This is a genomic window from Streptococcus sp. VTCC 12886, assembly GCF_049893425.1.
In the GTDB taxonomy this organism is placed as follows: Bacteria; Bacillota; Bacilli; order Lactobacillales; family Streptococcaceae; genus Streptococcus; species Streptococcus suis_AA.
Genome location: NZ_JBMVJB010000027.1, coordinates 19,615 through 33,903, shown reverse-complemented (window position 1 = coordinate 33,903; position 14,289 = coordinate 19,615). Strand labels below are relative to the sequence as shown.

The window sequence follows — 14,289 nt, the reverse complement described above, 5'->3', positions numbered from 1 at the left end:
AAGCGCCATGCGTTGTGTTCCAATTCCACTAAATGCTTCAAATACTTTAATCATTTTTTTCCTCCAACTCAATCAACCAATCCAAGTGTTTTCTAGCCTTTTTCAAATCTTCTAAGCCGTTCTTGTTTCTCTCGCGAAGCAGATATTTGAGCGTATTGCCTTTGTAATAACCCCTCAACTCTTCCTCGGTCAGAAAATTCTTGTGAACTTCAATGGCTTCAATACCTTGGCTGCCTTTGTAATGGCTCGGGTTGGTTATCACGTCATGCTCATCCTTTCCCAAAACAACATATGGTTCATTCGTTCCGTCTATATACAGCTTAGTTTCTTCTGTCATCTAATTTCCTCTACCTCAATTTCAACCCTGTATTTATCTTTGATTCCACTTAGACCACCAAATTCAAACGTCATGTATTTAATGATTTCATGGTTATCATCTGTCCATAAACCTGCATCCGTCATGCCGTCAACCAATGCTTTTACGGTTGGATAAAAGTTTGGCGGATCCATTCGTCTTTTAGTTGGCGCGTAAATCGTCACTATAAGCCCACATGGGCGTTTTTTTGTATAGGTGGTGTATTTACCCTCAGATACTTTTAAACGCCCAATTTGACGAAGATAGGCGGTAATTTTAGCCTTCTGTGTCCAATGTGGTCTATCGTTAGCGTTCAACATTTCTTTTTTTTGTTTTGTATTTGATAAAATAAACTCAAATTTCAACTAGTCGCCCTGCTTTTGCTTTTTGTTTTTATATTTAAAATGGCAACGTTAAATCATCAACATCCACAGCACTTGATGCGCTAAATGGTCTTTCTTGTTTTTGTTGCGGTTGTTGCGGTTGTTGATTGTTTGATTTGTTATCAAGCAACATAACTGTTTCAGCTACAACTTCTGTTACATATACACGTTTTCCGTCATTTCCTTCATAGCTACGTGTTTGGATTCGACCTGTGATCCCAATTTGTGAACCTTTTGAAGTGTAATTTGCGATAATTTCAGCAGTTTTTCTCCAAGCAACAATATTGATAAAATCTACTTCTTTTTCTCCGTTTGCACTTTTGAATTGACGATTGACAGCAAGCGTTCCCGTAGCTACTGCGGTATTTGAACCAGTTTGTTTAAGTTCTACATCTTTTGTTAATCGCCCTACTAGACTTACGTTATTCATTTTTTATTCTCCATTTTCTTTATTAGTTCATCTGCTAGTGAGATTTTTTCCATCGTTATATCTTCGTATTTTACAACTCCTAAGTTCTCACAGAACCACCTTGTTATTGATCCGTCATTCTTGCCTGTCCTGTCAATAACAGACTGGATAGCATTCCTATACGCCTCGACTACTTCTTTTGGTATTTTTTTATTGGTAGTTGGGGATTGTTTATTTGGCATAGCTTTAGATGTTGCTTTTCCTAGTTGCGTCGCTTCATTTCCGTCATCGTCATTGTCGCTAGTGATTCCAAAAATAGCACTCAAAGCGTATCGTTTGGCATATGTGATAGCCGATCCAACAGCCTGCGGGTCATTCTTTACTGGTTTTAAACAGATTGGGTCATACTCAATCCATTCCCCAGACTCATGCATAACCATCGTCCCTACCGTCACATTTCCATTTTCATCGCTTGAAGGAAATTGTGTGAAAGATAGTCCGTGCTTACTTGCTGCTTTAGTGATGCTGTCTACCACATTTTCAAGTGGTACATACTTGCTTTTAAAAAATGGATTATTAGCATTTTTCAGCGGTTGCTCTAATTCCATCTGCATCTTGGCAAATGCTTTGCTTAACTCAACAATCGTTTCTGATTTCTTCATCATCGTACCTGCAAACTTTCTTTTTCAATTAATGTCACTCCTTCGATAACTTCTCCAGCTTTTAGATGTTTAGCCAATTCAGTTTTGATAGGCTTGTATTCTAATTTCATAAATTCAAGCGGTATCTTTGTTTCGTCTAAAATATCCACTTGCTTAGATTTTCGGAGTGACACAGTGAACAACCCAGCTTCCACCTTTTGTTTATTGCTCATTTTCAAAGCACGTTCAATGACTTCTTTGTATTTTTCTGCTTTAGCCTTTGCGTTTTTTTCTTTTTCGTAAAATTCCTGTTTTGCCTGTTTGAAACTCTCTGCATCAGAAATTGCATTTTTCCATAACTTGACAAAATATTCGATGTTTCGTTCCAAGTCTTCTTGGAAGTCAATACTTTCCAATGTATCGTTGAAGGTTTCATCGTCCAATTCCAACGCTTGAAGATGGGCGTAAATCCCATCTAGTTCGTACAATAATGCCATGTTATAAATCCTCCGTATTTACATCAGCATAATGCTTTACTATTGTTTTGATTAAACTCAATTGACGCTCGCCCTTGTTTGAAATTTCTTCCGCATAACGGGAAAGGTCATTTCCGTCTCGTTCTAACGATGTTTTCAGATGCTTCAAAATACGATCTAATTGCTCGTCTTTAACTCCAGTAAAAACCTTTTCTGTGTCACCATCTTCATCAGTTTCAATCTTATACGCTTTATTTGATTCAATATATTCGTCAACCAAATTTATTGTTTTTCTTTCTGGACGAGAAACCCATTTTTCAGCTGTCTCAACAATTTCTAAAATCATTGTCGCAAGCATTTTTGTTTCATTTGTCATTGTCATTTTATTTTCTCCTTTCGCTATTCGTAGCCCATCGCTACATTGTCTTTCCATTCGTCATAGGCTCTATCTTCGTCTTCAGGATCTGGCAATACATCTTCGTAGATGACAACCAAATGCTCAGACAAGCATTTAGGACAGTTTAGCTCACAGTCGTCTTCGTTTGTCACTGTACTATATGATTGACACTCTTTACATCTGATTGTGTATTTAGTCATCAGTACCCTCCATCGCTTCTAACTCAGCAAAGAGTTCTGCCAACTTCGCTTGTCCTTCTGTTGTCTGCTCTGTCTTTGCTGGCTCAGTTGACCAGGTTGGAACATTTGTTTGCTGATATTGTGGTGTGTTATATTTTGATTTATCAAACTCTTTTCTTGACCAATTATTTCTGTTAAATAAGTGATCTTGTATTGCTGTAACTGTTTTTAAGTTGTTATAAACATACCAATCAATACAACATTTCTCTACCCAGCGAATTGTTTTCTTATTTCTCAAAGTTGCTTCTGAGATAACAAAATCTATAATTTCAAACGGATAATCATCTAACATTTTTGTAACCGTTTCTAGTTCAATTGGAGTTAAGTCCTTTCCCCAATTTTGTCTGATAGTATCAACAATACTTTTCAGCGGATTTTTACAACCTGTATTATTATTTATATTAGATATATTAGTATTGATAATATTAGTATTGATTCCGTCTAAATTTTGGACTTCTTGAAGTCTATTTTTTAGACTTCCTTGGTCTAAATTTTGGACTTCTTGAAGTCTATTTTTTAGACTTCCGTTTATATACAAGCGATTAGGCTTGTTTATTCCTTGTCTAACCTCTTCCAGTAAATCAAATTTGTGTAATTCTTCTTTTGTTGTTACAACAGTCTGCTTCGAACATTTCAAAACTTCCATGAATTGCTCGTTGGTAAAGTAAACATAAACCTTGCCATTTTCGTCATGCCAACCGTTTTTTTCTGACAACCCTCGTCTATCCCACAAAAGCATGTACATCAACATGGCCCTGTGGCTCAAATTGTTGTATGGCTCTTTTAGTAACCACTGCGGAAACTGATAAAACTGATTGTTTCTAACTTCGTCTATATGCAACGATCGTCTCCCTCCAATCCGTCATATTCCAAAATCCTTTCTACATCTTTCAAATGCTCAATGTCTCTTGTGCGAAAAAGCGGTCATATGATTGAGCAATCAATTCAAGTCTTACTATGTCATTCATGTTTATTGTCAACCTCACGTCTCAATCGTGCAACCTCATCCATCAATCTCTGATTTTCGATACGGTATGTATTGCGTTCCATAGCAATTTTCTTTACCATGTCATGCAACAACTCATTTTCTCGTTCGAGTGAATAGAGCGGACGTGGAATAGTTTGCTCTTGTTTTAAAAATTTACTCAGCCACTCTTGCATGTCGTTTCTCCTCTTTGTCCACCTGTTGACGTTCTGTATTGAGTACACTTTGTTTCATACACTCGTCACGATACGCCATTCCGTGCTTAAACTGGATAATCTGCTCCGTCTCACGTAGTAAAACTTGCACACGCTTTTTGTGTTCCAATTCTCTCTTGCGTTGTTTAATAATACCTACTACTAAAACTGGTACTGCAAAAACTACTGCTGTAAATATTGCTTCTGTCATAAATTATTTCCTCGTTTCAGACCTTGTCCAGATTGGTCTTTTAGTCTTTTTCGCTAAGCCAAATTTTAATAGCTCTTTTCTTCCATTTTGTTCCCTCTTGTTCTTTAGGAAAATTCGGTAATTTTCTGTATTTATCAAAGACGGTCCCGTCTACCTTTAGAAAACTGATGCAATCCTTTCGGTTCATCATTTCTGGGAAACCATCGTCGTTGTCCTTTTCTAGTAAAATCTCGTTTATAACGTCTCTTATTATAGATTTTATCCAGTCGGACAAATCAACAACGAACTTGTCCATAATAGCCTCCTGTGTTATAATTTAAGTGAATATTTTTATAAGCCACTGTTCCCGCAGTGGTTTTTTGTATTCAAGCCACCTCGTCTTGCTCAATCAGTGGCAGGATACCTTTTTTGTTTTTGAGCAAATCATAGATGAATAACCGCCCTTTTTGTGTCCAATAAGTATGCATCTTGCTACGTTCTGCATCAAGAGTATGTGTTTTAGACTGGGTGTAACCCTTGTCAGCATACTTCTGATATAAAAGCCATGTACTACCTTGCTTGAACTGAACTTTGAGGTCATGAAGTAAACTGTTAAGTTTCTTAGCACTCATTCCATAGTCTTTGGCTATGACCGAGATAGCCACCAGCGACTCACTCTGCAAAATCAAATCATAATAAGTCGCTTTTGGTTGCAACTCTTGAATGATTTGGTTTTTCTGGGCTAATTCCTCTTGAGCCTGTAATCGAAGTTGACGCTCTTCCTTCAGCTTTTGGAAAGCTGCTATTGCCATATCTGGATTATCCAGTAGATTATCAATTGCATACATGCCATGTTTGCGGATAGATTTCAAAATTTGCTTAACTTGCTTTTTGAACTGTTTAGCAATAGGTTTTCGGGACTGCATAAGAACTTCATACAAACCGTTTTCGGTTAGCAAGTTGACTTCTCGTGTTTGACCTGCCCTAAGAATTGTTGAGGTCAGCTTTTCATCCTCGTCAATGCCTTTTAGCATTTCCGTAGGATTACTATGTTCAATCCAATCAGCCACATCTTTGGCTAAAAACAACGGCTCTTCTAATGTACCGTATATCGTGAAGTCCTTTCCTAGAACTTCCTGTTGATTAATAATTTGTAATTCCATATTATTCCTCCAATAATTTTCCTAACGGAACATTCAAATAGTCAGCAACTTCTTTTAGAGTTTTTGCAGAAGGCGAGCTATTGTTCCATTTGCTAATCGCACCGTTTCCCAGATCCAGATCTTTCTCAATACGATATATTGAAATGCCTTTTTCAGAAACTATTTGTTTGATTTTGTCGTAAATCATAAATTCGTCTCCTTTCTTTAGAAAATTTTATAAGAAAATAAGTAGTTTTAATTGACTTGTAATAGAAAATAGTCTATTATAAGGGTATAAAAAATAGAGCTACATCTCAAACTAGATTTAACTTTGATAATCTTGGCGGATTTATATATAAATTAAAAGTTTGGTGAGCCTATTAACTAGCTTACAAAAATAATTATAAAGGAAAATTTTCTATTTGTCAACTATTTTGATAGAAAATTTTACATTATTTTGTAAGATCTTATTTTTGGAGGATTTTACAACATGGGTATACTTGATAAAATAAAAGTGTTAGCAAATGAGCAAGCACTAACTTTGGCAGAGTTAGAAAGGAAGTTAGATTTTAGTAACGGTAGCTTGAGAAAATGGGAAACCTCTACACCTAGCAGTGATAAGATAGAAAAAGTTGCCGACTACTTCAATGTCTCAACAGATTACCTCCTAGGACGTACAGATAATCCACGGATTGCTTCTGATGTAGTGACCGCTGCGGACGGCCGTGAGGTGGACTTATCCAACCTCAGAGAACGTGTCGTCATGTTTGATGGTAAACCATTGTCTGATGACGATGTGGAAAAAATCGCCCAAATTATAAAATTATCGCTTGGGGTAACCGATATTGAAAATAAATAAACTACTAGAAGAGTACCAAGTCAAACTCTACATCTTCCACGGAGATATCTGGGAGCGTGACGGCTTCTATTTTCCAGATGAGAGAATAATCTATGTCAATGCAAACCTATCACCAGAAGAACGAGAGAAAGTCATACTGCACGAATTAGGGCACATCAACCATGACCCAGCCTATTACAGCAGACTGCTCATACAGTACGAAAATCAAGCCGATAGGTTCATGGTCAGAGAACTCATCAAGAACTACCTATCAGAAAATGACGTCTATGACTTCGACTGGCTACGTTTCGCCAATTACTATAAAATCGCAACTTCCTGGGGCCAACAAATGATACAGGAAGAGTTTAATCATTTAGTAAATATCAACTAAGGGAGAGAATATGGGACTATTTAAATTTCTATTCGGAAATAAAACAAGCAAAGTAACACCACCTCAAACCGTATTTTCAAAAGAGGAGATACATTCAGAACTTGATATTTTTTATGATGAAAAATACTACGAAATGTTTCGCAAACAACCCAAGATAACCGACTACTATGGTCGGACATTTGATTTTCCGTCGTACGATGACAGCTTTAATACATTAGACGGACATAATCTTAGAGAATGGCTATTGTTAGTTTGGTGGGGAAAACCAAAAAACGGACGAAAAAAAGATGTGACAATTCCAAAATACTTCTTCTTAACTTACAACCTAAATGCAGAACAACTGACCGCAATCTTTAAATCAGAGGAACTTCTTGAAGATACAGACGAGAAGACAATTTTAACAGATAAAGGTCGAGTGTTTTACGATAAGTATAAGAAACTGTGGGAAATCCATGCTTTTAAAAATTATCCTACAAATCTAGATCTTGACTTTCCAACTTGGAGCCTTTCTCAGATGGAAATCAAACACTATCAAATGGAAATCAATTATTTGTCAGACAATCTTGCTCACATAAAGAAAATGATTAATAGATTAGAATCCGTTCGAAAACCATCATGGAACAGCCACATTGATAAAGAAATTAATTTCCTTGTCAATCGAGGAAACAGCGATTCAATTCGATTAAACGACTTAAAGCAGAAACTAGAAATCTTAATTAACAAGCAAAATACTATTGAATAAAATAAAAAATCCCCACACTTCCAACCGACCAAAGCGAAAGTGTAGGGTATCATTAAACAAAGACCAGCTATCAAGCAGGACCTTTTGCGTACTATCATTATATCATTTTAAGGTGGTGATGCCAATATCCTTTCAAAAAAACCTTGTCCAGATTGGTCTTACAGAAAGGAAAAGAGAATGAAATATTCAAAAACAAAATACCCAAATATTTTTACGTATGAAACCCAAAAAGGATTGCGCTACTATGTCCGCAGAGGATACTTTGTCAATGGCGACAAGAAAGAATTTACCAAGAGCGGACTACGCAGTTTGAAGGACGCCCAGAGAATTCTAAGAGATATTGAAGAAAGAATTTATCGTGATGAAATGGATGTTGACCTAGAGCTGACTTTAAATGAATATTGGAAAATCTACTCAGCAAAGAAAGAAAAAACAGGTCAATGGAATGATACGTCCATCTACACTAACGCAGGTATTTATCGTACCATGATAAAAGAAAAGTGGGGAGATCTCCCACTTAAAAAAATAAACCGCAACGATTACGAAGAACATCTAGCAGAAATGCTTGGTGAGTACCGTAGAAATAGTGTACTTACCAGTAATCGGCTTTTAAATTCTATTTTAAATGATGCTGTCAAAAATGGAAATCTTAGACAAAACAAATTGTCTGATATATATCTTGGGGAATCAGAGTTAGAACCTCTTAATAAAGAGTTAAAAATTGATGATTTTCAAACGTGGATAAAAACAGCAGAAGAATTACTATCAACTACACATTTTGCATTTGTTTACCTGACTATTTTTGGGCTCAGACGTGGAGAAGTTTGTGGCATCAGGTTCATGGATGTTACTTTCAATTCTGATAATCGAGCAGTCTTAAATATAAGAGACTCTCGTTCTAACAGGACAAAAGATGGCGCTGGGAGAACAAAGACAGAAAGTTCTGTGCGTTACGTCGTTTTAAATGATAGAGGCAGTGAGCTGTTATTACAGATCATGGAAGCAGCAAAGCAAGTCAAAAAGAAAGCAGACGTCATTGTTGAGCAGGAAAAGGATTACCTGAGCATCCGAATAAAGAATAATAAATACTACTTGGAAAGACCTGCTTTTTTAAATAAAATTTTTAAACGAGTAAGCGAGGAATGTAGTATCTATATCACTCCACACGTTATGCGCCACTTCTTTACCACTCAATCGCTCATTGCTGGAGCTAGACCAGAAGATGTCATGCACTTCTTGGGACATGCAAGCCTTCAAACAACCAAACAATATACTCACATCAAAGAAGAACGAGCGCATAATGTTACCGATTTATTTGACAAGAAAGTTCTCTGATTTTCCCCGACTTCTTCCCGACAATTCCCCGACAACTACACCTAGTTATAACAAAATCAACAATAAACATTTTTTAAAAAACCAGTAGTTTCAACGCTTTTAAACTGTTACATAAACATCATGATTGGTTTGGTATAGCTTTTTCTTAACACTGAGATAGTTTTTTTATATTATACTTTTTTCATTTTCTACTATATAATATAATATAAAGATCAGTAACTTTAAATGGAGGTGCCTTATGGCTATTTATCAAAATATTACGCAATTAGTAGGAAACACACCAATTATTAAACTCAACAATATCGTACCTGAAGGTGCGGCAGATGTTTATGTTAAGTTGGAAGCTTTTAACCCTGGTTCTTCTGTTAAAGATCGTATTGCTTTGGCAATGATTGAGGATGCAGAAAAAGCTGGTACTATCAAACCAGGTGATACAATTGTAGAGCCAACAAGTGGTAATACCGGAATCGGACTTGCATGGGTTGGTGCGGCAAAAGGTTATAAAGTGATTATTGTTATGCCTGAAACAATGAGTATTGAGCGTCGCAAAATCATCCAAGCTTATGGGGCTGATTTAGTACTTACTCCCGGTAGCGAAGGTATGAAAGGTGCAATTGCTAAAGCACAAGAAATTGCTAAAGAAAAAAATGGTTGGGTCCCATTCCAGTTTGCCAACCCTTCAAATCCAAAAATTCATGAAGATACAACAGGACAGGAAATTTTGGAAGATTTTGGTCCAACTGGGTTAGACGCTTTTATATCTGGTGTTGGTACCGGAGGTACAGTAAGCGGCGTTTCTCATGTTTTGAAAGCTGCCAATCCTAACATTGCTGTATATGCTGTAGAAGCTGATGAGTCCGCTGTTCTTTCTGGCGAAGCACCTGGCCCACATAAGATTCAGGGAATTTCAGCTGGTTTCATTCCAGATACTTTGGATACCAATTCATACGACGGTATTATTCGAGTGAAATCTGATGATGCTTTAGCTATTGGACGTGCCATCGGTGGACAAGAAGGTTTCCTTGTTGGTATTTCATCCGGTGCAGCGATACACGCAGCTATTGAAGTTGCCAAGGAATTAGGTGCAGGTAAAAAAGTTTTAGCAATTTTGGCAGATAATGGCGAACGCTATTTATCAACTGCACTTTACGAATTTAATGACTAATTTTCAATGAAAATTAAAAGAGTCAATGATTGGACTCTACTATATTCTTATTTTTAGAGAACAGACCGGAAGCTCCTCTTGGAGCTTTTCGCTTGTCATGGTTGTTGTCAACTGATAATGTAGATTGCGAAAAACATACTATTTCAAAAAGGCTTAGGGATTTCCCTTAGCCTTTTTCGTTTTATCTAAAAATTCTTTTGTTTCCTTAATCCATGTTGGCAAATGTTTGGCTAACGGAGCAAACCCTATTTTATGACGTTCATTCGTAAAACGGCGATGACGAGGAATTTTTTGATATTCTTCTTCAAGTGTGCGAATAGATAAACTCGCTTTTCCTGAATATTCATCATAATCAACAACCTGTACAATCACTTCCTGACCTATTTTAAGATAATCAAATATATTATCAACAAATCCAGTCTTAATTTCAGAAATATGAATGAGCCCAGTTTGACCATTATCCAAATCTACAAAGGCCCCGTATGGTTGAATACCCGTAACTGTCCCTTTAACCTTATCACCGATTTTCATTTTAATCCTCAATCTCGATTGTCTCAATCACAACATCTTCATGCGGTCGGTCTGCTGAATCCGTCGCCACCGCTGCAATGGTATCTAATACATCAAATGACGCTGTATCCATTAAATGTCCAAATACTGTATGCCGTTGATCTAAATGCGGTGTTCCACCATTGTCAACATATGCTTCAGCAATTTGTTTTGGCCATCCACCACGTTCTAACTCTTTTGCATTATAAGGAAAATTTTGATTTTGGACAATAAAGAATTGACTGCCATTGGTATTTGGCCCGGCATTTGCCATTGAGAGGGCACCACGAAGGTTAAAGGCTTCCATAGAAAACTCATCTTCGAATGAACCACCATAGATTGATTCACCACCCATACCAGTTCCAGTTGGATCTCCACCTTGAATCATGAAATCTTTGATAATCCGATGGAAAATAATACCATCATAATAGCCATCCTTAGAAAGAGCTACAAAGTTTGCTACTGTTCTTGGAGCAATCTCAGGGAAAAGTTTTACATTTAAAACTCCATGATTCGTCTTAATATGTGCAACTGGACCTTCAGCCTTAACCACGTCTAATTGTGGATATTTTTTTTCTTTCTCGACCATACCTAATTTCTCCAAGGCATCAAAAATGCCATCTTCTTCTACTTTTTTTGTAATATAATCAGCACGTTTTTGCAATTCTGGATGTGAATGCCCCATTGCAATTGCAATCCCTGCATACTCAAATAATTCAATGTCATTGAGCTCATCCCCAAAAACAAGAACATTCTCTGGTTTTAAACCAAGTTTTTCAACTATTTTAGCCACACCAGCTGCCTTAGAGGAATCTTTTAAAACAATATCTGATGAAATAGCATCCCAACGAACCGTTCGCAAATCTTCCTGCAATTGAGCTGGCAATTCGACTTTTTGTCCATCATTTTCAAAGGTCAACATTTGATAAATATCATTCCCCTTGTAAAATTCAGGGTCGGTTTCCAGGCCATCATAAATCAAATCAATCACTTGACTAATCCGATCGGTCCGAGCTGATAGAGTTCCTTTTTTACTACCTAGCAATCCATATTCAATACCAACTTCCTTCGTCCAGTCTATTACAGACTTCACCAACTCAGAAGACATTGGTTGATGGTAGACCACTTGCCCTTTGGCATTTTCAACATATGAGCCATTAATCATGGCAAAATAATCCGGTTGCAATGCCTTAATTTCTGGCACTATTCCATATGGTGTACGACCAGAGGCAATTCCTGTTAGAATACCCTTTTCTTTCAAGGATTTAAAGACCTGCCGAATAGATTCTGGCATATATCCAGTGGTTTTAACCCGAAGTGTATCATCAATATCAAAAAAGACTATCTTGATTTTTTTGGCTCTATATTTTAATTTTGCATCCACTATATTCGATATCCTTTCCGGAAGCTAACTAACTATCTTTCTATTATATCACTATTCTTCATCTTGTGGTACAAGACCATGCTGAAACGCATAAACAACTGCTTGTGTCCGATCACTGACTTCTAGCTTAGATAAAATATTAGATACGTGAGTTTTGACCGTCTTCAAAGAAATAAAGGATTCATCAGCAATTCGTTGATTATCATACCCCTTTGCTAAAAGGGTTAATATTTCACGTTCGCGAGCCGTCAAGTCTTCATGTAAATCTGGGTAACGCTTGTGATGCTCCACTTTTTTCTCAACCTCAGTTTCGATTGCATATTCTCCACGCGCAACTTTACGAATCGCAGATAATATTTCATCTGCACTCGATGTTTTTAACATATAGCCTCGTGCACCTGCTTCTAACACTGGGTAAATCTTTTCATTATCTAAATAGGATGTTAGTATCACAATTTGTGCTTGAGGCCATTCCTTCAACAATGCTAAAGTAGCTTCGACACCAGTCATTTTAGGCATAACTAAGTCCATCACAACGACATCTGGTTTGACCTCGAGTGCCTTTGTTAAACCTTCTTCACCGTCTCCAGCTTCCGCTACTACCTCAACATCTGGCTGTAAGTTTAAGTAACTTTTTAATCCTAAACGCACCATTTCATGGTCATCAATCAACATCACTCGAATCGCATTCATCTTCTTTTCCTTTCAATAGAGGGATACGAATATCAATGGCAACCCCCTTATTCGGAGCCGTACGAATTTCAATCGTCCCAGCCATATCCTCGACCCGCTCACGTATATTTTGTAATCCGTAACTCAATTTATCATCAGCACCCTGTTGAAAACCAATACCATCATCAGTCATTTTCAACTGTAACTCTGTCTCTTTTTGCAATAAGTACACATCCAAATGCTTGGCTTTGGCATGCCGCAAAGTATTACTAATGATTTCCTGTGCAATACGGAAAAGGTGTTCTTCTATTAACTTTGGTAATCCATTTACGTCATGTTGAAAATGGACAACAATACTACTTTTATCGCTCACTTCACGTAATACAAGTTCTAATCCTTCTACTAAGGTTTTACTTTCAAGTTCACTTGGACGTAGATGAAGCAGTAATATCCTTAAATCTCTTTGAGCAGACTCAATCATATCCTTTACCAAAACCAACTGTTCCTGAACTGTTTCTCGTGGAAGCGAAAGAATATTAGATGAAAGACCAGACAAAATCATACTCGTCGCAAACAATTCTTGACTAACCGTATCATGCAAATCCCTTGCAATCCTTTTTCTTTCCCCCTCGACAATCTCTTCACGATTTACCAAGTCTTGATTATCTAACATTTGAACCTGTCTAGTTAAAGTTTTAACTTTATCAGATAATTGTAATAAAAGGGGATCTTCTTCATGGTTGTCCTTAATCGGCTTGTTTTTCAAAATTGCCTGCAATTTTAAGCGTATTACTTGAGTGGATACGAGGGATACTGTTTGGACCAAAATTCCCAAAAAAAGGCTCAGCACAATAATCAATAGAACGATTGTCATTATAAATTGATTCGTAGAAACCCAGAGAGACGGATTCAATAACGAATAATTCAACAATGGTAATACGGATGCAATGACAACTAATACAATCAGTGCTGATAGCCAAACAAGCAGAAAATAGGTTCTTCTTTTGATCATACGCGGATTACCTCCACATCACCAAACAAACTATTGACTACTACTTTTACCCGTTTATGTGAATCACGATAACCTGGGCTAGCTATAGAAATACTTTCATTTCGCAAATCCCAAAAAGAGAGATCTAAAAATTGAACACGACCATATATGCTTGAAGCAGATACAGAAATTTCAACATCGATAGGCAAAATAATTTTTGTTTTTCCAAATATTTTGCGTATAACAACAATATTATCGCGACCAACAAGTACTGTTTGGTCTAAGTCAACTACATCGTTACCAAAGAGACGGACAATATTAATATCTTCAAATCCATACCGATCCTGCGAATGGTTTTGACCACCAAACCACCTATTTTTTTCTTTTTGGGCAACCAATGCATGATCATCAAAAATAATATGAGTATACTGATTTCGTTTTTCATATCGTGAAAAGAAGTTCACCAACATATACACCACGAGCATCATTATGCCAATGATAAAGAACGGATTTAATACAAATACTAAAAATATTAAAGAGACTGCACTAATTAATAGGATACTACTGAGCTCTCTTCCTAAAAAATTCCAAATCACAAGAAGCAGTGTAGCCATCAATAGTAGTGTTCTACTTGATTCATTTGCCACCACATCGAACAAGGCTAGAGTGAACAGAACACTCTCTAAAAGTAGAAATATTCTAATTTTCCACATATCATTATTTCCTTTCTATATTATTTTACCAAAATTTCAGAAAAATAACTCCTTCTTTAGATGGAATATTTAAAACCAAGATACCCAATTAAATTATG

At 36.7% G+C, this 14,289-nt stretch carries 23 protein-coding genes; 5 read left to right on the top strand and 18 right to left on the bottom strand.

Annotated features, from left to right (window positions below; translation table 11 throughout):
- Nucleotides 1-46: 46 nt before the first annotated feature.
- The 13 genes from ACPC57_RS08520 to ACPC57_RS08460 all read right to left on the bottom strand — a co-directional run bounded on the left by ACPC57_RS08520 (nt 47) and on the right by ACPC57_RS08460 (nt 5,619).
- The gene (locus ACPC57_RS08520; protein WP_434066727.1) at nt 47-337 is read right to left on the bottom strand and encodes a DUF3310 domain-containing protein; all 291 of its coding nucleotides are present in this window, start codon (nt 335-337) and stop codon (nt 47-49) included.
- Nucleotides 334-720 carry a hypothetical protein gene (locus tag ACPC57_RS08515; protein WP_434066726.1) on the bottom strand — a complete coding sequence of 129 codons (387 nt, stop codon included), beginning with the start codon at nt 718-720 and terminating at the stop codon, nt 334-336. The genes ACPC57_RS08520 and ACPC57_RS08515 overlap by 4 nt, the downstream gene beginning before the upstream one ends.
- A 34-nt stretch (nt 721-754) precedes the next feature.
- On the bottom strand, nt 755-1,168 hold the full coding sequence (gene ssb, locus ACPC57_RS08510) for a single-stranded DNA-binding protein (protein ID WP_434066725.1): 414 nt from the start codon (nt 1,166-1,168) through the stop codon (nt 755-757).
- Nucleotides 1,165-1,812 (bottom strand): ERF family protein, encoded by a 648-nt coding sequence (locus ACPC57_RS08505; protein ID WP_434066724.1) that lies wholly within the window; start codon nt 1,810-1,812, stop codon nt 1,165-1,167. Before ACPC57_RS08505 ends, ssb begins: the two co-directional genes overlap by 4 nt.
- Nucleotides 1,809-2,285, bottom strand: a complete 477-nt coding sequence (locus tag ACPC57_RS08500) for a siphovirus Gp157 family protein (RefSeq protein ID WP_434066723.1) — start codon at nt 2,283-2,285, stop codon at nt 1,809-1,811. Before ACPC57_RS08500 ends, ACPC57_RS08505 begins: the two co-directional genes overlap by 4 nt.
- Before the next feature lies 1 nt (nt 2,286).
- Nucleotides 2,287-2,646: a hypothetical protein gene (locus ACPC57_RS08495; protein ID WP_434066722.1), complete on the bottom strand. Its 360-nt coding sequence runs from the start codon at nt 2,644-2,646 to the stop codon at nt 2,287-2,289.
- Nucleotides 2,647-2,663: 17 nt separating this feature from the next.
- Nucleotides 2,664-2,861, bottom strand: a complete 198-nt coding sequence (locus tag ACPC57_RS08490) for a hypothetical protein (protein ID WP_434066721.1) — start codon at nt 2,859-2,861, stop codon at nt 2,664-2,666.
- The gene (locus tag ACPC57_RS08485; protein ID WP_434066720.1) at nt 2,854-3,741 is read right to left on the bottom strand and encodes a replication initiator protein A; all 888 of its coding nucleotides are present in this window, start codon (nt 3,739-3,741) and stop codon (nt 2,854-2,856) included. Before ACPC57_RS08485 ends, ACPC57_RS08490 begins: the two co-directional genes overlap by 8 nt.
- Nucleotides 3,742-3,860: 119 nt before the next feature.
- The gene (locus ACPC57_RS08480; protein WP_434066719.1) at nt 3,861-4,061 is read right to left on the bottom strand and encodes a hypothetical protein; all 201 of its coding nucleotides are present in this window, start codon (nt 4,059-4,061) and stop codon (nt 3,861-3,863) included.
- Entirely contained in the window at nt 4,042-4,290 is a 249-nt protein-coding gene (locus tag ACPC57_RS08475; protein WP_434066718.1) for a hypothetical protein, read from the bottom strand. Before ACPC57_RS08475 ends, ACPC57_RS08480 begins: the two co-directional genes overlap by 20 nt.
- Nucleotides 4,291-4,330: 40 nt before the next feature.
- The gene (locus ACPC57_RS08470) at nt 4,331-4,585 is read right to left on the bottom strand and encodes a hypothetical protein (protein ID WP_216807200.1); all 255 of its coding nucleotides are present in this window, start codon (nt 4,583-4,585) and stop codon (nt 4,331-4,333) included.
- 70 nt (nt 4,586-4,655) lie between these two features.
- Nucleotides 4,656-5,432 (bottom strand): phage antirepressor, encoded by a 777-nt coding sequence (locus tag ACPC57_RS08465; protein WP_434066717.1) that lies wholly within the window; start codon nt 5,430-5,432, stop codon nt 4,656-4,658.
- 1 nt (nt 5,433) lies between these two features.
- Nucleotides 5,434-5,619 carry a helix-turn-helix domain-containing protein gene (locus ACPC57_RS08460; protein ID WP_434066716.1) on the bottom strand — a complete coding sequence of 62 codons (186 nt, stop codon included), beginning with the start codon at nt 5,617-5,619 and terminating at the stop codon, nt 5,434-5,436.
- A gap of 282 nt (nt 5,620-5,901) precedes the next feature.
- On the opposite strand from ACPC57_RS08460, the gene ACPC57_RS08455 reads away from it, so the two are divergent.
- The 5 genes from ACPC57_RS08455 to cysK all read left to right on the top strand — a co-directional run bounded on the left by ACPC57_RS08455 (nt 5,902) and on the right by cysK (nt 9,882).
- Nucleotides 5,902-6,270 carry a helix-turn-helix domain-containing protein gene (locus ACPC57_RS08455; RefSeq protein WP_434066715.1) on the top strand — a complete coding sequence of 123 codons (369 nt, stop codon included), beginning with the start codon at nt 5,902-5,904 and terminating at the stop codon, nt 6,268-6,270.
- Complete coding sequence (locus ACPC57_RS08450; RefSeq protein ID WP_434066714.1) at nt 6,257-6,640, top strand: ImmA/IrrE family metallo-endopeptidase; 384 nt, start codon at nt 6,257-6,259, stop codon at nt 6,638-6,640. The genes ACPC57_RS08455 and ACPC57_RS08450 overlap by 14 nt, the downstream gene beginning before the upstream one ends.
- Before the next feature lie 10 nt (nt 6,641-6,650).
- Entirely contained in the window at nt 6,651-7,382 is a 732-nt protein-coding gene (locus ACPC57_RS08445) for a hypothetical protein (protein WP_434066713.1), read from the top strand.
- A 177-nt stretch (nt 7,383-7,559) separates the two neighbouring features.
- Nucleotides 7,560-8,717: a tyrosine-type recombinase/integrase gene (locus tag ACPC57_RS08440; protein WP_434066712.1), complete on the top strand. Its 1,158-nt coding sequence runs from the start codon at nt 7,560-7,562 to the stop codon at nt 8,715-8,717.
- A gap of 238 nt (nt 8,718-8,955) precedes the next feature.
- A complete protein-coding gene (cysK, locus tag ACPC57_RS08435; RefSeq protein ID WP_217374634.1) occupies nt 8,956-9,882 on the top strand; it encodes a cysteine synthase A in 927 nt (308 codons plus the stop codon).
- A gap of 153 nt (nt 9,883-10,035) precedes the next feature.
- On the opposite strand, the gene ACPC57_RS08430 is transcribed toward cysK, so the two are convergent.
- Genes ACPC57_RS08430 through liaF form a run of 5 tightly spaced genes read right to left on the bottom strand, consistent with a single transcriptional unit; the run spans nt 10,036 to nt 14,191 of the window.
- Nucleotides 10,036-10,413 (bottom strand): S1 RNA-binding domain-containing protein, encoded by a 378-nt coding sequence (locus ACPC57_RS08430; protein ID WP_217374633.1) that lies wholly within the window; start codon nt 10,411-10,413, stop codon nt 10,036-10,038.
- A 1-nt stretch (nt 10,414) separates the two neighbouring features.
- Nucleotides 10,415-11,815 (bottom strand): bifunctional Cof-type HAD-IIB family hydrolase/peptidylprolyl isomerase, encoded by a 1,401-nt coding sequence (locus tag ACPC57_RS08425; protein ID WP_171989465.1) that lies wholly within the window; start codon nt 11,813-11,815, stop codon nt 10,415-10,417.
- 51 nt (nt 11,816-11,866) lie between these two features.
- Nucleotides 11,867-12,508, bottom strand: coding sequence for a response regulator transcription factor (locus tag ACPC57_RS08420; RefSeq protein WP_130555387.1), 642 nt, complete (start codon nt 12,506-12,508; stop codon nt 11,867-11,869).
- On the bottom strand, nt 12,480-13,496 hold the full coding sequence (locus tag ACPC57_RS08415; protein ID WP_434065967.1) for a sensor histidine kinase: 1,017 nt from the start codon (nt 13,494-13,496) through the stop codon (nt 12,480-12,482). The genes ACPC57_RS08420 and ACPC57_RS08415 overlap by 29 nt, the downstream gene beginning before the upstream one ends.
- Nucleotides 13,496-14,191, bottom strand: coding sequence for a cell wall-active antibiotics response protein LiaF (gene liaF, locus ACPC57_RS08410; protein WP_217374631.1), 696 nt, complete (start codon nt 14,189-14,191; stop codon nt 13,496-13,498). Before liaF ends, ACPC57_RS08415 begins: the two co-directional genes overlap by 1 nt.
- Nucleotides 14,192-14,289: the final 98 nt, after the last annotated feature.